The sequence below is a fragment of the Stenotrophomonas sp. 63632_Sma genome (genome assembly GCF_056482875.1).
Genome location: NZ_CM151220.1, coordinates 2,787,561 through 2,805,566 on the forward strand (window position 1 = coordinate 2,787,561; position 18,006 = coordinate 2,805,566).

The following is an 18,006-nucleotide window of genomic DNA, read 5'->3' on the forward strand; positions in this document are numbered from 1 at the left end:
TGCTGGCGTCATGGCCCTCCCCAGCGACAGCGGGGAGGCCAAACGCCCCCCTCAGGCGCAAGTGTGCGCAATCACGGGGAAAATCGACAAGTCCCCCGCCACGAATCAAGCGTGACGGGGGACACGGTCCTCAACTGCGCTTGGCGCGGGCGAAGGCCTCCGCCAGGGCGTTGTTGGCCGGGGGCGCGGACTGAGCGGGACGGCCGCCATTGCCCTGGCCCCGGTTTGGCCCGCGGTTCTGGCCGCCTGCGTCGCGGCGCGGCCCCTGCCCCTGGCCGCGGTCATCGCGCTGGCCCGGGCGGCTGGTGGCCTGGCCCGGGGTATCGTCCAGGCGCCGGGTCAGGGCGATGCGCTTGCGCGCCACGTCCACCTCCAGCACCTTCACCTTGACGATATCGCCGGCCTTGACCACGTCGCGCGGGTCCTTCACGAACGTATCGGAGAGCGCCGAAATGTGGATCAGGCCGTCCTGGTGCACGCCGATATCGACAAAGGCGCCGAAGGCCGCGACGTTGCTGACCACGCCTTCCAGCACCATGCCCTCGCGCAGGTCCTTGATGTCCTCGACGCCCTCGGCGAAGCGCGCCGCCTTGAACTCCGGACGCGGGTCACGGCCCGGCTTTTCCAGTTCCTTCAGGATGTCGCGCACGGTCGGCACGCCGAAGGTGTCGTCGGTGAACTGTTCTGCCTTCAGGCCGCGCAGGAAGCTGCCATCACCGATCAGCGCCTTGATCGGGCGCGCGGTGCTGGCCACGATGCGCTCGACCACCGGGTAGGCTTCGGGGTGCACCGCCGAGGCGTCCAGCGGCTGGTCACCATCGGCGATACGCAGGAAGCCGGCGCACTGCTCGAAGGTCTTCTCGCCCAGGCGCGCGACCTTCAGCAGGTCCTTGCGACGCTTGAACGGGCCATTGTCGTCACGATGGCGCACGATGTTCTCGGCCACCGTGGACGACAGGCCGGACACGCGCGACAGCAGCGCGGCCGAAGCGGTGTTCACGTACACGCCCACGGCATTCACGCAGTCCTCGACCCGCGCATCCAGCGCCCGTGCCAGGCGGTACTGGTCCACGTCGTGCTGGTACTGGCCGACACCGATCGCCTTGGGTTCGATCTTGACCAGTTCGGCCAGCGGATCCTGCAGGCGGCGCGCGATGGACACCGCGCCACGCAGCGACACGTCCAGCCCCGGGAATTCCTTGGCCGCGAACTCGGACGCCGAGTACACCGACGCGCCCGCCTCGCTGACCACCACCTTCTGCAGCTTCGGGTTGGCGGCAGCCTTGATCGCTTCGCCGGCCAGCTTGTCGGTTTCGCGGCTGGCGGTGCCGTTGCCGATCGCGATCAGTTCCACGTTGTGCTTGGCGCACAGCTGCTTGATCGTCTGCAGCGACTGGTCCCACTGGCGGCGCGGCTCGTGCGGGTAGATGGTGTCGGTGGCGACCAGCTTGCCGGTGGCATCGACCACGGCAATCTTGCAGCCGGTGCGGATGCCCGGATCCAGCCCGAGTACGGTCTTCGGGCCCGCCGGCGCGGCCAGCAGCAGGTCCTTCAGGTTGTCGCCGAACACTGCGATGGCTTCGGCCTCGGCCTTTTCGCGTGCCTGGTTGAACAGGTCCAGCAGCAGATGGGTGTGCAGCTTGGCACGCCAGGTCAGGCGGCAGGCATCCAGCAGCCAGCGGTCGGCGGCGCGGCCCTGATCGGCGATGCCGGCCTTGCGCGCCACGCGTCCTTCGGCGTACTGGTGGCCGGCCTCGGCCTCGTTGCCCGGGTCCAGCTCCAGGAACAGGATCTCCTCGCGGCGCGCACGGAACAGCGCCAGCAAGCGGTGCGAGGGAATCTTCGCCAGTGCCTCGGCGTGTTCGAAATAGTCACGGTACTTGGCGCCTTCGGTTTCCTTGCCCTCGGCCACGCGGGCACGGATCACGCCGGTCTCGCCCAGCCAGGTGCGCAGCTCACCGACCAGCGCGGCATCTTCGCCCCAGCGCTCCATCAGGATCGCGCGTGCACCTTCCAGCGCAGCCTTGGTGTCGGCCACGCCCTTGTCGGTGTCGACGAAGGAAGCCGCGAAGACCTGAGGGTCCTGCGTCGGGTCGGCCAGCAGGCCATCAGCCAGCGGTTCCAGACCGGCCTCGCGGGCGATCTGGGCGCGGGTACGGCGCTTGGGCTTGTACGGCAGGTACAGGTCTTCCAGCCGGCTCTTGGTGTCGGCGGCCAGGATGTCGTTGCGCAGTTCGTCGCTGAGCTTGCCCTGCTCACCGATGCTGGCCAGCACCGCCGCGCGACGGTCTTCCAGTTCGCGCAGGTAGGTCAGGCGCACTTCCAGGTTGCGCAGCTGGGTGTCGTCCAGGCCCCCGGTCACTTCCTTGCGGTAGCGCGCGATGAACGGAACGCTGGCGCCCTCGTCGAGCAGGCCGACGGCGGCACGTACCTGGGTGGACTGGGCACCGATCTCGTCGGCGATGGTCTGGGCGATCTGCTGGGCGAGCGCGCTCTGGGCGTTCTTGGCGTCGTGCATTGCTTCAGGTCTGTGCCGCGTTACGGGAAGACCCCATTCTGGCAATCCACGACGGAGCCGGACAAGGCATTGACAGGGGGCGAGGTTCAGCAGCGAGGCCGGAGTGGACGCCGGCATCCTGGCGAAAAGAGGGCTCGGACTGGCCCTGGGCTGGGATGCCGGCGCGGGCGCGCGATGGTGGGCGCGCCCTGCCGCGTGTTGCGAAGGTCAGCGGTAGTGGCGGGCGGCGCGCTGCATGACGATCTCGTCACGCATGCCTTCCAGGGCCATCAGGCGGACCTTGCCGACACCCTGCAGTTCCATGAACCGCTCCGTGTAGAACTCCGGCCCCAGCGCGGTGTCGGCGCGGGATTTGCTGAAGCCGTAGGGCACCACGCCCTTCTCGCCATCCTTGCTACCACCGACATAAAGAACGATTGCCATGTGATGTATTCCTCCAAATTGCTACTGCGTACTGCACTCGATGAGCGATGCTGCGAGCTCATCGAGGGAGAGCTTACCGCGTCGAACCTGACTGGAACGTCACGAAGGCTAATGACGATCGGTTGCATGCAGATGACTGCGGGATCGCAGCAGAATGCTTACGGATCTTTAACTTCCGACTAACGAATCGGGGGTTTCCAGCCAACGGCGCAGCCCCTCGTGGCTTGGTCGCGAATTGCGCTTCATGTGATTGGGTCGGTCGGGGTGGGTCCGCGGGACACGCCGTAAACCCGTCCATGGGGGCTCGATGGCGCCTTGCTCGTGTGCGCTGTCCTGCGCACACGGCAAGACCGGGGTTGGGCGTCCTGCCCAACCCGCCCGAGGCATGCCTCGGGCCCATGGCGCCAACGGTCCCGCGAACCCACCCCGACCGACCCCCGACAGTTTTCGGGCACGTCCAGCCACGGAAAAGAAAAAGAAGATCAAAAGCAAAAGCGGCCTGGCCGGCTGCTTTGTTGCTTCCTGTAGAGCCAAGCCATGCTCGGCTCACGAGCAAGCGCAGCGCGCGACCCGCTTTTGCTGTTCTTTATTCTCTTCCATGGCTTGGCGCGCACGGAAATTGTCAGCGGCCGGGTGGGTGGGGGTGGCGGGGTATCCGCGGCATGGATGCCGCGGCTAAGCCCCCAGGGACGGGTTTACGGCGTGTCCCGCGAACCCACCCCGCCCGGCCCAATCACATGAAACATATTCCGCGACCAAGCCACGAGGGGCTGCGCCGTTGGCTGGAAACTACGGCCACCAGCCGTGCCCGAACCGGGCGAAATGATCGGCCGCGCGTTCGAACGGGTTGCGCGCACTCACCCCGCCACACAGCAGGTACACCGGCAGGTACAGCGGCCCCAGCACCAGGTACTGGTAGACGTGCGCGCGCTCGTGGTCGTCCAGCCGGATCAGCGGCTCCACGCCCCACCCGGCCTGATGCGCATAGGTGCGGCAGGAAATGCCCAGGTCATGCCCGGTGTGCAGGATCACATTGCCCAGGGTGATCGCCCCACCCGGCCCCCACGGCCAGCGATCGAACACCAACGCGCTGTCACGGCCGCTCCAGCGCAGCGTCGCCCCGCCAAGCATGCCGGCCAGTCCACCGATCAGGCCGAGCAGTGAATTGGGGGACGTCCACACCGCGCCCAGCACCTGCAGCGCGCGCAGCCAGACCGGCCGGGGCGTCACGGGAGTCTTCAATCGGCCTCGTTGGGAATCAGCAGCCACAGGATCAGGTAGACCAGGATGCCAGGGAAGGCCGCCGAACCGATCGAGACCAGCACGAACACGATCCGCACCAACGTGGGATTCCAGCCGAAGCGATGGGCGATGCCGCCCATCACGCCGGCGATCATGCGGTCGTTCAATGAACGCGACAGCGTGCGCGGCGTGGTGTTCATGGCGGTTCTCCTGGGCTACGGGAAAAAGCAGTCGAACATGGCTTGTATGTTCCTCCCGGCTCCTACGAGGTATGTAGGAGCCAGGGTGGAGGGACCGTCAAGCATGCATCTGCGGATACTAGCCGACAGACGAGTCGAGCGATCCCCATCCCGCACACGAACGTCGATAAAGGATCGTACGGCACCCAAAGGGGATCGTCGATGTAGGCAAGCTAACGTCGGTGCGGTACCACCCCAGCCCCTTAAAGATAGCTGGGAGCCGTACAAATGTCTGATTCTCTCGATATTGGCGTGGACGTGGACTCCAAGGAGTTCGTACCGGCAGTGGCCGACCGCAAGGCCGGCGACAGGATCGCCAACACCCGGCCGGCATAGCCCAGTGGCTCAACACCTTGCCCCAGCGATGCCGGATTGGCATGGAGGCGACGGGGCGGTACTACGAGTTGTTGGCTCGGATGGCTGGCCAGGCAGGCCACGTTGTCTATGTGATCAATCCACGTCTGATCAAGCACTACGGCCGGGCGACGGGCTCGCGTGGCAAGACGGACGCCATGGACGCCGAAGCGATCGCCCGGTACGTGAAGAAGGAGAACGATCGCCTGCGTGAATACGTACCGCGTACCGATGAGCAGCAGCAGATGCACGATTTGCTGCGCAAGCGGCAGACGCTGGTAAAGACACGCGCGCGCCTGGAGCAATCCTTCGGGGTAAGCAAAAGTGCCCCCGGGGAGCTGTCAGATCTGTTCTGCGCTCTGGCTGGGACGCTGTCCGAGCTGGAAAGCGAACTGCAGCGCTTGGGGCGCGATGGAGAGCATGGCACGCTCTACAAGCGCCTGTTGACCATCCCTGGTATCGGCCCCGCCGTCGCCGCTCACCTGATTTACTACATGACGCGCTGGCCGTTGGCCAACGCCAACGCGTGGATCGCCTGCACGGGCCTGGATCCCCGGCCCAACGAGTCTGGCGGCAGAACGGGACGGCGTCGGCTGTCCAAACAGGGCGCGCCAGTGCTGCGCCAGATGCTCTACATGGCCGCCATGGGGCTCAAGCGGTGTCGTCGGGGGCAACCGCTCTACGACGAGCTGTCAAAACGCGGTCACCCCAGCACCGCCGTCTTCAACATTCTGGCAAGGAAACTAGCCAAGATCGCCTGGGGCGTGTTCAAGAGCGGCCGGGACTTCGATCCGGCCATGCTGAAGGTGGGTCAAGCCTGCTTCCAGCAGGCTTGACCGCGAACATAGGATCTCGACTCTACACCGCCCCTATGTCTACGGCGTGCGGTGGCGCAGGGCCTGCAGGCGGGCGCCGAACCAGGCGGCCGCGGTCTGTTCAGGCTGCCCCGGGCATTGGATGCGATAGGGCTTGCCGCTCATGCTGCTCTGGCTGGCGGCGCGCTCGATGAACTGCTCGGCGCTGTCCACCATGTCCTTCTTCAGCAGGAAGTCGTACTTGCGCTGCAGGTGCGCGCGCGCATCGCTGCCGTCGTACCAGCTGCCATTGCGCTGGAACCGGCATTGGGAGCCGTCCAGGCTGGAGATCAGCTGGGCGATCTCCCGCCGTGCATCCGTACTGGGTGCGGCGTGGGCAACAGGTGCTGCCAGCAGCAGCGTGGCAAGCAGCATCGAAATCCTTTGCGACATCATCACCCTCCATGCAGTCGAGCATGGCTCGACTCTACAAAAAAAAAGAAACCGGCTTTACGCGTCGCGCGCTTTCAGCCAGCCATCGATCGTGGCCGGCACTTCGCGCTGCGCGCGACCGGACACGTAGATGCCGATATGGCCGCCACGGAAACTGGACTCAGTGTAATCCTCGGTGCCCAGGCGTCCACGCATCGCGCGCGAGGCATCCGGCGGCACCAGATGGTCCTGCTCGGCGTAGATGTTCAGTACCGGCAGGGTCACCTTCGACAGATCCACCGCCTCTTCGCCGATCCGCACCGTGCCGTTCATCAGCCCGTTGCCCTGGTAGAACTGCTTGATGAAGTCGCGGAACGCCTCGCCGGCCAGGTCCGGTGAATCGAAGATCCACTTCTCCATCCGCAGGAAATCCTCCAGCGCAGCCTTGTCATCGAGGATGTCGAGCAGGCCGACGTACTTCTGCACGTTCAGGCGGAACGGCTTGAGCATCAGGTAACTGGCATTCATCAGGTCGGCCGGGATGTTGCCCAGCGTGTCGACCAGCAGGTCCACATCCACCTGCCGCGCCCAGTGCGAGAGCATGTTGTCGGCGGTGTGGAAATCGACCGGGGTGACCATGGTGATCAGCTTGCCCAGCTTCTGCCGGCGCAGCGCGGCGTAGCACAGCGCGAACACGCCGCCCTGGCAGATGCCGAGCAGGTCGACCGGTCCACCACCGCGCGCGCGCAGCGCATCGACCGCGCCATCGATGTAGCGCAGCAGGTAGTCCTCCAGGGTCTGGAAGCGCTCCGAGCGATCCGGGTAGCCCCAGTCCAGCACGTAGACGTCCTGCCCCAGCGCCAGCAGCTTCTGCACCAGCGAACGGTCGGCCTGCAGGTCGACCATGTACGGCCGGTTGACCAGCGCGTAGACGATCAGCAGCGGCGTGCGCCGGGTCGGTGACTGTTCGCCGACGAAGCGGTACAGCACCACCTTGTCGTCGCGCCAGACTTCCTCGCGCGCGGTCACGCCGTAGTCCACGTCTTCCACCTGCGGCAGCAGCTTCAGCCCTTCCATCAGCTTGCGCTGCATGGCCAGGGTTTCCTGCATCAGGTCATCAGCGTTGAAGCCCAGCGGTCCTTTCATCGGTCACGCGTCCGCGTGGAAGTACGAGGCGCTGCCTTTGGTGCAGCCTTCTTCGCAGGCGCCTTTTTCGCAGCCGCCTTCTTTGCCGGCGCGGCCTTCTTCGCGGCCTTGCGCGCGACCGGCTTCACCTTCGCCGGCGCCGGCTGTGCCACCGGATCGACCTCGCCCGTACCGGCCATGGCCGCCACCTGTGCCTGCAGTCGGCGCAGGCTGCGCTCCAGCTCGGCGATGCGGCGGTGCGCGGCGTCCATCTCACTGCGGGTCGGCAGGCCGATCCGTTCACTCATCTGTTCCACCTCGCGCTGCAGGCCGGCGCGCAGGCGCATCTGAGCGTTGCCGAGTGCGGCATATACCTGCTGGAACGGTTCGGACATGGCGACCTTGGCGTAGGCCTCCTCGGCCACTTCAATCCACAGGTCGAACATCGCGCGGGCGCTGGTCAGCTGGCTGCCCGGCTGCTCGTGCTCGGCCAGGCGCTGCTCGAACAGCGCGAAGGCCTCGTCCAGTGCCTGCTTGATCTGATCGACGTAGGCGCGTGAATGCTGCTGGTATTCCTCCTGCGCCCGCAGCAGCGCCTGCCAGCGCGCCTGGTGCTCGCGGCCGGGCCCGAACGCCGGGCTCTGCAGCCACGGACCGGCCTGCAGCTGGAACTGCTGCAGCCAGGCGGCAAACTCCGGTACAGCGGCGCCAGCGTGGGTGCTGCCACGGGCGCCCTGCAGCATCCACTGCAGCATGCCGTCGCCCTGCCCCTGCACCGCCTCGCGCCAGGCTTGTGCTACGTCGGCACTGCTGGCGTCGCGGCCGGCGAAACGCGCAGCCACTTCCTGCATGGTTCCGTACCAGCTGCCCGCCTGTTCGCGGAAGCGGCGCACGGCATCTTCCGGCGCGCCCTGCCCCTGCTCGGGCAACAGCTGGCCCCACCAGTCGAACAGCCGTTGCCAGCTGCCGGGGTCGTCACCTGCCGGCGCACCGGGCGTGCTGGCGTGGCGCAGGGCATCGCCCCAGGCGCCGAAGTACTGCCGGGCCAGGGTCTCGAAATCGCTGCTGCCGGCGTCGTGGGCCGAGCTGGTCATCGCAGGCCTCCGCAGGGCTGGCTCATGGCTTGGGAATGCGCAGGGTCTTGCTGATCATCAGCGACCCGGACAAGGCGAACAACAACACCATCGGGTGCAGCTGCCACGGGCCGATCTGCCACTGGCCGAACCAGATGTTCTGGCCGATGGCATCGGTACCGGCGGCGATCGCCAGCACGATCACCAGCACCAGGCTGGTCGGGATCGGGGTGCCCTCGAAATACGCGACCTTGCCCTCGTCGCCGGCCAGCGCCTCTGCGGTGACGTTGTAGCGCGCCAGGCGGCTGACGCCGCAGCAGACGAAATAGCTCAGCACCAGCCAGTCCCAGCCGCCCTGCATGCCGCAGGCGTAGGCCAGCGCCGCCGGGGCCACACCGAAGGAGATCACGTCGGACAGCGAGTCCAGCTCGCGGCCCAGGGTGGAGCTGGACTTGCGCCAGCGCGCGATGCGCCCGTCGAGGGCGTCGAAAATGAAAGCCAGCGGGATCAACGCCATGCCGAACAGCAGGTAGCCGCGCTCGCCGTCCTGCAGGAAGCGCATTGCGGCAAAGACCGCACCGGTGCCGCAGAAAGCATTGGCCAGGGTGAACCAGTCGGCCAGCTGGAATTCGCGCAGCATCGAGAAGTGACGTTTCATGGGGTCTCACGGAGCATCAAGGCCCACAGGTTACCGCGAGCGCCGCCACTGGCGACAGCGCTGGCAGGCCCCAGCCTTCACCGCTCCCTCACCTGTCCTCACCGGCGGTGAATTTTTCGCCACCCATCTTGACAGCCTAGGGGGGTGGCGCCTGTCGCGGCTTATCCACAAAGTTGCCCACGCGTAATCCACACCCCCTGTGGACAACCAGATCTCACCGACTGCGACGCTGGACATTTCCTCATCACCCCGAAGCGGGGTTTCCCTACTTCCCAAGCCACAAGGTCGGCGCTATGGTCACCGGCGGACCCGCCGCCGCCACGTCCGAAACTCTGCAACGGACGATGATGATGCTGGATGCTCCCACTCTGGCCGCACAGCTGCGGCAGCCCCATGGCGAGGCCGCGCTGGCGGTGGCTGACTCGATGAACCGCAGCAACGGCGCACTCAACCTGGCCGCGATCGGGCTGCTGGCCGTCGGCACTGGCGAACGGGTCCTGGAGATCGGCCCCGGCAATGCGGCCTTCGCGCCGCTGATGCTGCAGGCCACCGACAGCCACTATCTGGGTATTGAGCTGTCCACCGCCATGGTCGAGGCCGGCAACCAGCGCCTGGCCAGCGCCGGGTTGGCCGAGCGTGCCGCGATGCGACACGGCGACGCTCATGCGCTGCCGGTCGCCGATGCCGCGATGGATGCCGCGCTGGCGGTCAACACCCTGTACTTCTGGCCGAACCTGGCGCCGGTGCTGGACGAGCTGGCGCGGGTGCTGCGCCGGGGCGGCCGCCTGTGCCTGGCCTTTGGCGACGCCAGCTTCATGCGCAGCCTGCCATTTGCTGCCGACTTCCAACTGCATGAGCTGGACGCGGTGGAGCTGGCGCTGCGGGTATCGGGCTTCCGCGTCTCGGCCTGGCGCAGCCACCGGGAATCCGCAGCCGGCAATGACGGCCAGATCCGCGAAAAGCACTTCCATCTGCTGCTGGCACAGCGGCGCTGAAGTGGTAGAGCCGGCCGCTGGCCGGCTGCCCCGGCCGTTCCGCGTTGCCGGCCAGCGGCCGGCACTACCCAGCCCGCACCCGGCGCCAGCGAGCGAAACAGAACACCTGCATCACCAGTGGCCAACCCACCGCAGCCGCCGCAACGACTGTGATCCGACCGCGTGGTAGAGCCGGCCGCAGGCCGGCTGCCCGGACCGTTCCGCGTTGCCGGCCAGCGGCCGGCACTACCCAGCCTGCACCCGGCGCCGCCAATGCGCGAAGCAGAACACCTGCATCACCAGCATCGCCAGCAGCCCCAGTGGCCACGCCCACCACAGCCCGGCCAGACCATGCCGCGCCTGCAACCACATCGCCAACGGCAGCTCCAGCAGCAGTACCGCTGCCATGCCCAGCAACGCTGGCAACATCACCGTGCCACTGCCTCGCATCACTCCGACCAGCACCGCGCTACCTCCCATCGCCAGCACGCCCCATACCACCGTGCGCAGCTGCGATGCGGCCAATTCGCGCACCTCTGCGGCCGCCAGAATCAGCCCGGTCAGCCAGGGCGCCAGCGCCATCACCAGCAGCACCACCACGCTCAGCATCGCCAGCCCAAGCAGCACACCGGTGCGAGCGATGGCGGGCAGCCGTGCCGTACGCCCCGCGCCCATCGCATGCGCCGCGAGGATGGTGGCGGTGATCCCCAGCGACATCGCAGGCAGTTGCACCCAGCTCATCAACTGGTTGACCGCACCGTAGGCGGCCGTGGCCGTGTAGCCGTCGCGGTTGATCCAGCCCAGCAACACGATTTCGGCAATGGCCAGGCTGAGCATCTGCAGCGATGACGTTACGCCGATGCGCAGCATCGCGCGGATGAGCACGCCATCGAAACGGATGGCACGCAGCAGCTCACGTCCCGGCGCCAACGGGTGCTCCATCCTCTGCCACCGCCACATAAGCCAGGCCAGGGCCAGCAGCGAGGCAAACGCCGCCGAGACTGCCGCACTGGCCGAACCCAGCTGCGGCAGGCCGGCCCAGCCGAGGATCAGCAGCGGCGTGCACAGCAGGCCGACCACCGTTGCCAGCAGCAGCGCATGCAGCGGTGTCTTCGCATCGCCCACCGCGCGGCTCACCGCAGTGGCCAGCCACAGCAGGAAGAACACCGGTGCCGTCAGCAGCAGCACGCGTGCATAGACGATGGACTCACTGAGGACCGCTGCCGGCGTGCCCAACGCCACCAGCAGTTGTGGTGCGAAGCCGCCGCCCACAGCCATCACCAGCACCGACAGCAGCAGGATCAGCGCCACCGCGCTGCCAGCCACGGCGCGTGCCTGCTGCAGGCGGCCCGCGCCCCAGGCCTGGCCGATCAGCACCATCGCACCGGTCGCCAGGCCCATTACCAGAGCCAACAGCAGGAAGAAGACCGGAAAGAACGCAGCCGCTGCAGCCACTGCCTGTGTGCCGAGCAGATGGCCGAGGTAAATGTTGTCCAGCGTGCCTGCGGCCAGCTGCAGCGCATTGGTCAGCAGCATCGGCAGCAGCAGGGTCAGATAGGTGCGCCACAGCGGGGGTGCTGCCGGAGGTATCGGATGTACAGGGGGGCTCATGGGGTTCTCTGGGCAAGGCGCCGCCCTGCCCGGCGTTTCCGCCAGCAAAGCACGCACAGGGGAAGCGGGCCTGGACCCGCGGTCAGGTGGGGCCGTCGCTCAGCAACGGCGCGATGGCTCAGCCGTCGGCGTGGTCCGCAGGATCGTCGAAGGCCAGGCGCAGAGCGTGGGCGCACACATCCGCGGGCCAACTCCGCAACGCCGCTTCCAGGCCCGCGCGGTCATGCGCGAACAGGACACGGATCGCCTCCTCGAAACCCGGCAGGTCACCGGCGATGGTCTGCAGGAAGTGATAGGCACGCTCGCTGTCACGACGCTGGCGGTCCTTGTCAGCACCGGCACGGCTGGCCGCCTCCACCAGCTTGCGCAGCACCACCGAGGCACCGCCAGGCTGCTCGGCCAGCCACGCCCAATGGCGCGGCAGCAAGGTCACTTCTCGGGCGACCACACCCAGCTTGGGGCGGCCACGGCCACGTGGGGTTGCGGGCGCCTCTTCGGCAGTGACGTCGGCATCCGTCCCCACGGCGGCGGGAAACGCTTCGTTTACCCGCGCCAGGAGTTCTGCGTCGCTGCCACGCGTATCGAAATCACGGGTGCGGCCGGTGGCGTTGTCGAACACCAGCAGCGGACCGGCAGCGTTGTCGACACGCAGTTGCTTCAGCGCCAGCGCGGCCACTTCCGGCGTACCGGAAGCGACCAAGCGATGGCCGTCGAAACAACTGAAGGGAGGAAGTCGGGACGCAGGCATGGCAACGGCATCAGAGGCGGTGCGCGAATATTGCCCGGGTAATTCTCTCCCGTCAATATTGCCCGGGTATTAATATGCCAGAAGAGCGTGCCGACCAAAGGTTGGCAGCTACCCGATTTCCCGGCTCACAGGCGGCTGAAGGACCAGCTCACCATGCGCCCGTCCTTGTACGGCATCACGCCGTGGAACGGGCGCGGGTCGGCGTCGAACACCAGCGGCAGGAAGTTGCGGTCGCCCTCCCACATCGGCAGGGTGTCCAGCTTGTCCAGGTCCACCCACTCCAGCGTGCCTTCGTGGTTGCCGCCGTGCGGGGTGCCCTCGAATCCATCGATGACGAACACGAAACCCAGCCAATCCTCGCCGTGCTTGCCGAAGCCTGGCCAGCTGATGGTGCCGCGCAGGCGCATGCCGGTGCAGTCGATGCCGGCTTCCTCGGCGATCTCGCGGCGCATGCTGGCCGCCACATCCTCGTCCGCTTCGATCTTGCCGCCCAGGCCGTTGTACTTGCCCAGGTGGTGGTCACCGGGACGGGTATTGCGGTGGATCATCAGCACCTGGCGACGATCAGGCGACAGCACATAGCCCAGGGTGGCGACGATCGGGGTGTACGGCATGGGGCAGCATCCAGCGGCAGGTCAGCCGTGGATTATGGCCGATCAGCGCACCAGCGACAGGCGGCGCTCGGCAGGTGTGCCAGCACCGTCGGGATCGCGGCGCAGGGTGGCCACGCCGTGGCCGCGCTCGGCCAGGTACTCCAGCCACTTGCCGAGGAAGGTGTTCATCCGCATGCGGTGGCTGATCAGCTCCGCCGGCGGCGGATACAGGCCCATCGTGTCCTGCCAGCGGCGGCCGACGTAGCAATGGGTGGTCTCGGCCTGGCGCGCGTCACGGTACAGACGCACATAGGCCGACGGATCCGGCTCACCGGTGACCGGGTCGGCCAGGTCGTAGGTCAGGCGCAGTTCCACCGTGTAGCGGTGGCACTCGATCACGTCCAGGCGGACATCCAGGCCGTCGCCGATCGAGGAAATGTAGCTGCCCGCCACCAGTCCGGCCGGTTCGAACAGACGCACCAGATGGCGGTAGTTTTCCGCGTACAGGCCCATGAGCCAGCTCAGCCGGCTCAGGCGGGGAATGCGTTCGGTGCGGGGCAAGGCTCGGGCCATGGGTCGATCCTACACGTTGGTGCTTCAACGTGGGGGCGCGCACGTGCAAGCCAACCCCTGGGCAGTGCCGGCCGCTGGCCGGCAGCTCTGCATCGCGGCCGAGGGTTCATCCACCAGCCGGCCAGCGGCCGGCTCTACCAGATGAGGATCAATACAGCTCGCGCTGCAGCCCCAGCGTGGCCAGCACCTTGCTGGAAATCTCCTCGATCGAGGTATGGGTGGTGCTCAGGGTCGGGATCCGCTCCATCTGGAACATCACCTCGGCCGCAGCCACCTCGCGCTTGCAGGTGTCCAGGTTTGCGTAGCGCGAGTTCGGGCGGCGCTCCTGGCGGATCTGCTGCAGCCGGTCCGGGTCGATGGTCAGGCCGAACAGCTTTCGCCGGTAGTTGCGCAGGCGTGGCGGCAGGCGGTCGCTTTCCAGGTCTTCGTCGGTCAGCGGGTAATTGGCCGCGCGCACCCCATAATGCAGGGCCAGGTAGATGCAGGTGGGCGTCTTGCCGGCGCGCGACACCGCCACCAGGATCACGTCGGCATCGTCGTAGTTCACCGCGATGCCATCGTCATGGGTCAGGGCGAAGTTCATCGCGTTGATGCGGCGGTGGTAGGTGTCGAAATCCACCATGCCGTGCGCCTGGCCGACCCGGGCCAGGCGCGGACTGGCCAGTTCACGCTCCAACGGCTCGATGAACGGCGCGAACACATCCAGCATCAGCGCGCCGCTGTCGGCCAGGATCAGGCTCAGGCTCTGGTCCACGCAGGAGTTCACCACGATCGGCCGGACCTGGTACCGCTCCCCTGCCGCCTGGATCCGGGCACAGGCTTCACGCGCTTTTTCGGGGTCGTCGACAAACGACATGCGATCGGTAATGAAGCTGAACCCGGAGAACTGGGTAAGCAGGCTATGCCCAATGGTTTCAGCGGTGATACCGGTTCCATCGGAAACGTAGAACACCGGACGGATGGTCGACATGCGCGCTTTTACCCCCTACGAAGCCTAAAAAGGCCGCCAGCACAAGCTTGTGCCGACGGTACTCTGCCCGGCATCATATCGGCTTCTTCCTACGGACGCGGCCATTCCAGCCCGCCTCGGGCGATGGCCAAACGGAGCATCGCGCTTGAACGAGAACATCCTGTGGTTGCACGAACTGCGTCTGGCCGATCTGGCCCGCGTAGGCGGCAAGAATTCGTCGCTGGGCGAGATGATCGGCAACCTGGCCGGTCTGGGCGTTTCGGTGCCGGGCGGTTATGCCACCACCGCTGAAGCCTTCAAGGACTTCATCGCGCACAACGATCTGTCCAAGCGCATCTTCGACAAGCTGGCCACGCTGGACGTCGAGGACGTCAACGCGCTGACCGCAGCGGGCAAGGAAATCCGCACCTGGGTGATCGATGCCCCGCTGCAGCCGCAGCTGGACCAGGACATCCGCACTGCCTACGCCCAGTTGAGCGCCGACAATGGCGGCGGCGACGTGGCCGTGGCCGTGCGTTCGTCGGCCACCGCCGAGGATCTGCCGGATGCCTCCTTCGCCGGCCAGCAGGAAACCTTCCTCAACGTCACCGGTGCCGACGACGTCGTGCACAAGGTCAAGGAAGTGTTCGCCTCGCTGTACAACGACCGTGCCATCGCCTATCGCGTGCACCACGGTTTCAAGCATGAGGACGTGTTCCTGTCCGCCGGCGTGCAGCTGATGGTGCGTTCGGGCGTCGGTTCCTCCGGCGTGCTGTTCACCCTGGACACCGAGTCCGGCTTCCGCGACGTGGTGTTCGTCACCTCGTCCTTCGGCCTGGGCGAAATGGTCGTGCAGGGCGCGGTCAACCCGGACGAGTACTACGTCTACAAGCCCACCCTGCAGGCCGGCAAGCCGGCGATCCTGCGCCGCTCGCTCGGCAGCAAGGCCATCCGCATGGTGTATTCGGATGTTCCGGGTGAGCGCGTCAGGATCGAGGACACCCCGGTCGAACTGCGCAACACCTTCTCGATCAGCGACGAGGACGTGCAGGAACTGTCCAAGCAGGCGCTGGTCATCGAAAAGCACTACGGCCGCCCGATGGACATCGAGTGGGCCAAGGACGGTGTCAGCGGCAAGCTGTTCATCGTGCAGGCGCGCCCGGAAACGGTGAAGTCGCGCAGCCATGCCACCCAGATCGAGCGCTTCGCGCTGACCGAAAAGGGCGGCAACGTGCTGGCCGAGGGCCGCGCCGTCGGTGCCAAGATCGGTTCGGGCGTGGCCCGCGTGGTCAAGACGCTGGACGACATGAACCGCGTGCAGCCGGGCGACGTGCTGATCGCCGACATGACCGATCCCGATTGGGAACCGGTGATGAAGCGCGCTTCGGCCATCGTCACCAACCGTGGTGGCCGTACCTGCCACGCCGCGATCATCGCGCGCGAGCTGGGCGTGCCGGCCGTGGTCGGTTCGGGCAACGCCACCAAGGTCATCGAAGATGGCCAGCTGGTCACCGTCAGCTGCGCTGAAGGCGATACCGGCTTCATCTACGAAGGCAAGCTGGGCTTCGAGCGCACCACCACCGATCTGGGCAACATGCCGCCGGCACCGCTGAAGATCATGATGAACGTGGCCAACCCGGAACGTGCCTTCGACTTCGGCCAGCTGCCGAACGCCGGCATCGGCCTGGCCCGCCTGGAAATGATCATCGCCAGCCACATCGGCATCCACCCGAACGCGCTGCTGGAATACGACCGCCAGGATGCGGCAACCAAGAAGAAGATCGACGAGAAGATCGCCGGTTACGGTGATCCGGTCAGCTTCTACGTGGATCGCCTGGCCGAAGGCATCGCCACCCTCACCGCCTCGGTCGCACCGAACGCCGTGATCGTGCGCCTGTCGGACTTCAAGTCCAACGAGTACGCCAACCTGATCGGCGGCAGCAACTACGAGCCGCACGAAGAGAACCCGATGATCGGCTTCCGCGGCGCCAGCCGTTACGTAGATCCGAGCTTCTCGGCCGCCTTCGCGCTGGAGTGCAAGGCCGTGCTGCGCGTGCGCAACGAAATGGGCCTGGACAACCTGTGGGTCATGATTCCGTTCGTGCGCACCCTGGAAGAAGGCCGCAAGGTCATCGAGGTGCTGGAACAGAACGGCCTGAAGCAGGGCGAGAACGGCCTGAAGATCATCATGATGTGCGAAGTGCCGTCCAACGCACTGCTCGCCGATGAGTTCCTGGAGATCTTCGACGGCTTCTCGATCGGCTCCAACGACCTGACCCAGCTCAGCCTGGGCCTGGACCGCGATTCGTCGATCGTCGCGCATCTGTTCGACGAACGTAACCCGGCAGTGAAGAAGCTGCTGTCGATGGCGATCAAGTCGGCACGTGCCAAGGGCAAGTACGTCGGCATCTGCGGCCAGGGCCCGTCCGATCATCCGGATCTGGCCGAATGGCTGATGCAGGAAGGCATCGAGTCAGTGTCGCTGAACCCGGACACCGTGGTCGACACCTGGCTGCGCCTGGCCAAGCTGAAGGCGAACGGCTGAGACCGTGATTGCTGAGGGCTGACGTCGCTTTCATCGGCGGCGGCCCATACTTCAGCTGCATGCAAGCCCCGCCTCTGCGGGGCTTGTTGTTTCTGGCGTCTGCGCGCGCCACCTCCCCCGCTGCAAAGGAGCCCGCATGCTCGCCACTGCCCCACCCGCCCCCGCCGCAACACCCTGGTTCCACTCCCTCGATTGGGAACGCCTCCTGGAGACCTACGGCGTGCCATTGCTGGCCGCGATCGTGGTGCTGCTGGTCGGCATGTGGGTGGCGCGACGCCTGTCCAACGCGATGCCACGCGCCACCGCGCGCATGGGCGTGGACCCGATGCTGGGCAATTTCCTGCGCAACGTGGTGTACGCCGCGTCGCTGGTGATCGTGGTGGTGCTGGCAATCGGCACGCTGGGCGTGCAGATCACCCCGCTGCTGGCCGTGCTTGGCACCGCCGGCCTGGCGGTAGGCCTGGCACTGAAGGATTCGCTGTCCAACATCGCCTCGGGCGTCATGCTGGTGACGCTGCGCCCGTTCCGCGTCGGTGATGTGGTGACCGTAGCCGGGCAAACCGGCACGGTGCGCGAAGTGCGCATCTTCCAGACCGTCATCACCGGTGCCGACAATCAGCACACCACCATTCCGAACACGCTGATCACCGCTGCGCCGATCATCAACCTGACCGCCGAGCCGACCCGCCGCGTCGAACTGGTGGTGGGCATCGGCTATGAAGACAACATCCAGCTGGCGCGCGACACCGCGCTGGCGCTGATGAAGGCCGACCCGCGCGTGTTGCAGACACCGGCACCGGACGTGGTGGTGTACGAGCTGGGCGCGCACGCGATCAATCTTGGCATCCGCTGCTACGTGAAGTCGGCCGACTGGTTCGGTACCAAGGTCACGCTGCTGGAGCAGCTCAAGCTGGGCTTCGACAAGGCCGGCATCAACATCCCGTACCCGCAGCAGGACATGCACCTGTACCTGCATGGCAAGGATGGCGGCGTGGTCGAGGCCGACGCGCTGGTGCGCGACAAGCCCTGATCCCAAACAGAAATGTGGAAGCCGGCGAGCACTACCCTGCCCCGCGCACCCTGGTAGTGCCGTGCCGCTGGTAGCCCACCCCATCTCCATACATCGGTGATGTAGGCCGCTGGCCGGCAACCTCC

Annotated in this window: 17 protein-coding genes; 4 read left to right on the forward strand and 13 right to left on the reverse strand. The window is 66.5% G+C overall.

Going from position 1 to position 18,006, the window contains the following annotated elements:
* Window positions 1–130: 130 nt before the first annotated feature.
* The 4 genes from ACZK45_RS12945 to ACZK45_RS12960 form a co-directional block, all read right to left on the reverse strand.
* Window positions 131–2,518 (reverse strand): Tex family protein, encoded by a 2,388-nt coding sequence (locus tag ACZK45_RS12945; protein ID WP_478444791.1) that lies wholly within the window; start codon window positions 2,516–2,518, stop codon window positions 131–133.
* 207 nt (window positions 2,519–2,725) lie between these two features.
* Window positions 2,726–2,941: a hypothetical protein gene (locus ACZK45_RS12950; RefSeq protein ID WP_005410085.1), complete on the reverse strand. Its 216-nt coding sequence runs from the start codon at window positions 2,939–2,941 to the stop codon at window positions 2,726–2,728.
* Window positions 2,942–3,730: 789 nt separating this feature from the next.
* The gene (locus ACZK45_RS12955; protein ID WP_346486579.1) at window positions 3,731–4,183 is read right to left on the reverse strand and encodes a hypothetical protein; all 453 of its coding nucleotides are present in this window, start codon (window positions 4,181–4,183) and stop codon (window positions 3,731–3,733) included.
* Window positions 4,180–4,383, reverse strand: coding sequence for a PspC domain-containing protein (locus ACZK45_RS12960; protein ID WP_006374017.1), 204 nt, complete (start codon window positions 4,381–4,383; stop codon window positions 4,180–4,182). Before ACZK45_RS12960 ends, ACZK45_RS12955 begins: the two co-directional genes overlap by 4 nt.
* A 416-nt stretch (window positions 4,384–4,799) precedes the next feature.
* Here ACZK45_RS12960 and ACZK45_RS12965 point away from each other — a divergent pair, with 416 nt between their 5' ends.
* A complete protein-coding gene (locus tag ACZK45_RS12965) occupies window positions 4,800–5,612 on the forward strand; it encodes an IS110 family transposase (RefSeq protein ID WP_478444792.1) in 813 nt (270 codons plus the stop codon).
* Window positions 5,613–5,651: 39 nt separating this feature from the next.
* Here ACZK45_RS12965 and ACZK45_RS12970 read toward each other — a convergent pair whose 3' ends face one another.
* Genes ACZK45_RS12970 through ACZK45_RS12985 form a run of 4 tightly spaced genes read right to left on the reverse strand, consistent with a single transcriptional unit; the run spans window position 5,652 to window position 8,858 of the window.
* Entirely contained in the window at window positions 5,652–6,023 is a 372-nt protein-coding gene (locus tag ACZK45_RS12970; protein ID WP_478444793.1) for a YfeK family protein, read from the reverse strand.
* 57 nt (window positions 6,024–6,080) lie between these two features.
* Entirely contained in the window at window positions 6,081–7,148 is a 1,068-nt protein-coding gene (gene phaC, locus ACZK45_RS12975) for a class III poly(R)-hydroxyalkanoic acid synthase subunit PhaC (protein WP_121503565.1), read from the reverse strand.
* Window positions 7,145–8,221, reverse strand: a complete 1,077-nt coding sequence (phaE, locus tag ACZK45_RS12980; RefSeq protein WP_032130351.1) for a class III poly(R)-hydroxyalkanoic acid synthase subunit PhaE — start codon at window positions 8,219–8,221, stop codon at window positions 7,145–7,147. Before phaE ends, phaC begins: the two co-directional genes overlap by 4 nt.
* A gap of 22 nt (window positions 8,222–8,243) precedes the next feature.
* Window positions 8,244–8,858 (reverse strand): CDP-alcohol phosphatidyltransferase family protein, encoded by a 615-nt coding sequence (locus ACZK45_RS12985; RefSeq protein ID WP_032130352.1) that lies wholly within the window; start codon window positions 8,856–8,858, stop codon window positions 8,244–8,246.
* A 344-nt stretch (window positions 8,859–9,202) separates the two neighbouring features.
* On the opposite strand from ACZK45_RS12985, the gene ACZK45_RS12990 reads away from it, so the two are divergent.
* On the forward strand, window positions 9,203–9,853 hold the full coding sequence (locus ACZK45_RS12990) for a class I SAM-dependent methyltransferase (RefSeq protein ID WP_049398211.1): 651 nt from the start codon (window positions 9,203–9,205) through the stop codon (window positions 9,851–9,853).
* Window positions 9,854–10,078: 225 nt separating this feature from the next.
* Here the strand turns inward: ACZK45_RS12990 and ACZK45_RS12995 are convergent, their stop codons facing one another.
* The 5 genes from ACZK45_RS12995 to ppsR all read right to left on the reverse strand — a co-directional run bounded on the left by ACZK45_RS12995 (window position 10,079) and on the right by ppsR (window position 14,327).
* Window positions 10,079–11,443, reverse strand: coding sequence for an MATE family efflux transporter (locus ACZK45_RS12995; protein WP_478444794.1), 1,365 nt, complete (start codon window positions 11,441–11,443; stop codon window positions 10,079–10,081).
* A 118-nt stretch (window positions 11,444–11,561) separates the two neighbouring features.
* On the reverse strand, window positions 11,562–12,191 hold the full coding sequence (locus ACZK45_RS13000) for a DUF2239 family protein (RefSeq protein ID WP_253145325.1): 630 nt from the start codon (window positions 12,189–12,191) through the stop codon (window positions 11,562–11,564).
* 125 nt (window positions 12,192–12,316) lie between these two features.
* Complete coding sequence (locus tag ACZK45_RS13005; protein WP_049462146.1) at window positions 12,317–12,805, reverse strand: NUDIX hydrolase; 489 nt, start codon at window positions 12,803–12,805, stop codon at window positions 12,317–12,319.
* Window positions 12,806–12,847: 42 nt separating this feature from the next.
* Window positions 12,848–13,357 carry a DUF1249 domain-containing protein gene (locus ACZK45_RS13010; RefSeq protein WP_049398213.1) on the reverse strand — a complete coding sequence of 170 codons (510 nt, stop codon included), beginning with the start codon at window positions 13,355–13,357 and terminating at the stop codon, window positions 12,848–12,850.
* 148 nt (window positions 13,358–13,505) lie between these two features.
* Window positions 13,506–14,327 (reverse strand): posphoenolpyruvate synthetase regulatory kinase/phosphorylase PpsR, encoded by an 822-nt coding sequence (gene ppsR, locus ACZK45_RS13015; RefSeq protein WP_006452040.1) that lies wholly within the window; start codon window positions 14,325–14,327, stop codon window positions 13,506–13,508.
* 145 nt (window positions 14,328–14,472) lie between these two features.
* Here ppsR and ppsA point away from each other — a divergent pair, with 145 nt between their 5' ends.
* Window positions 14,473–16,851: a phosphoenolpyruvate synthase gene (gene ppsA, locus ACZK45_RS13020; protein ID WP_014037623.1), complete on the forward strand. Its 2,379-nt coding sequence runs from the start codon at window positions 14,473–14,475 to the stop codon at window positions 16,849–16,851.
* A gap of 136 nt (window positions 16,852–16,987) precedes the next feature.
* Complete coding sequence (locus ACZK45_RS13025; protein ID WP_050509854.1) at window positions 16,988–17,881, forward strand: mechanosensitive ion channel family protein; 894 nt, start codon at window positions 16,988–16,990, stop codon at window positions 17,879–17,881.
* Window positions 17,882–18,006 lie beyond the last annotated feature (125 nt).

What these genes read in the sequence shown, in the direction of transcription:
- ACZK45_RS12945 (WP_478444791.1), bottom strand. Translation starts at nt 2,518, where the DNA reads ATGCACGACGCCAAGAACGCCCAGAGCGCGCTCGCCCAGCAGATCGCC.
- ACZK45_RS12950 (WP_005410085.1), bottom strand. Translation starts at nt 2,941, where the DNA reads ATGGCAATCGTTCTTTATGTCGGTGGTAGCAAGGATGGCGAGAAGGGC.
- ACZK45_RS12960 (WP_006374017.1), bottom strand. Translation starts at nt 4,383, where the DNA reads ATGAACACCACGCCGCGCACGCTGTCGCGTTCATTGAACGACCGCATG.
- ACZK45_RS12965 (WP_478444792.1), top strand. Translation starts at nt 4,800, where the DNA reads ATGGAGGCGACGGGGCGGTACTACGAGTTGTTGGCTCGGATGGCTGGC.
- ACZK45_RS12970 (WP_478444793.1), bottom strand. Translation starts at nt 6,023, where the DNA reads ATGTCGCAAAGGATTTCGATGCTGCTTGCCACGCTGCTGCTGGCAGCA.
- phaC (WP_121503565.1), bottom strand. Translation starts at nt 7,148, where the DNA reads ATGAAAGGACCGCTGGGCTTCAACGCTGATGACCTGATGCAGGAAACC.
- phaE (WP_032130351.1), bottom strand. Translation starts at nt 8,221, where the DNA reads ATGACCAGCTCGGCCCACGACGCCGGCAGCAGCGATTTCGAGACCCTG.
- ACZK45_RS12985 (WP_032130352.1), bottom strand. Translation starts at nt 8,858, where the DNA reads ATGAAACGTCACTTCTCGATGCTGCGCGAATTCCAGCTGGCCGACTGG.
- ACZK45_RS12990 (WP_049398211.1), top strand. Translation starts at nt 9,203, where the DNA reads ATGATGATGCTGGATGCTCCCACTCTGGCCGCACAGCTGCGGCAGCCC.
- ACZK45_RS12995 (WP_478444794.1), bottom strand. Translation starts at nt 11,443, where the DNA reads ATGAGCCCCCCTGTACATCCGATACCTCCGGCAGCACCCCCGCTGTGG.
- ACZK45_RS13000 (WP_253145325.1), bottom strand. Translation starts at nt 12,191, where the DNA reads ATGCCTGCGTCCCGACTTCCTCCCTTCAGTTGTTTCGACGGCCATCGC.
- ACZK45_RS13005 (WP_049462146.1), bottom strand. Translation starts at nt 12,805, where the DNA reads ATGCCGTACACCCCGATCGTCGCCACCCTGGGCTATGTGCTGTCGCCT.
- ACZK45_RS13010 (WP_049398213.1), bottom strand. Translation starts at nt 13,357, where the DNA reads ATGGCCCGAGCCTTGCCCCGCACCGAACGCATTCCCCGCCTGAGCCGG.
- ppsR (WP_006452040.1), bottom strand. Translation starts at nt 14,327, where the DNA reads ATGTCGACCATCCGTCCGGTGTTCTACGTTTCCGATGGAACCGGTATC.
- ACZK45_RS13025 (WP_050509854.1), top strand. Translation starts at nt 16,988, where the DNA reads ATGCTCGCCACTGCCCCACCCGCCCCCGCCGCAACACCCTGGTTCCAC.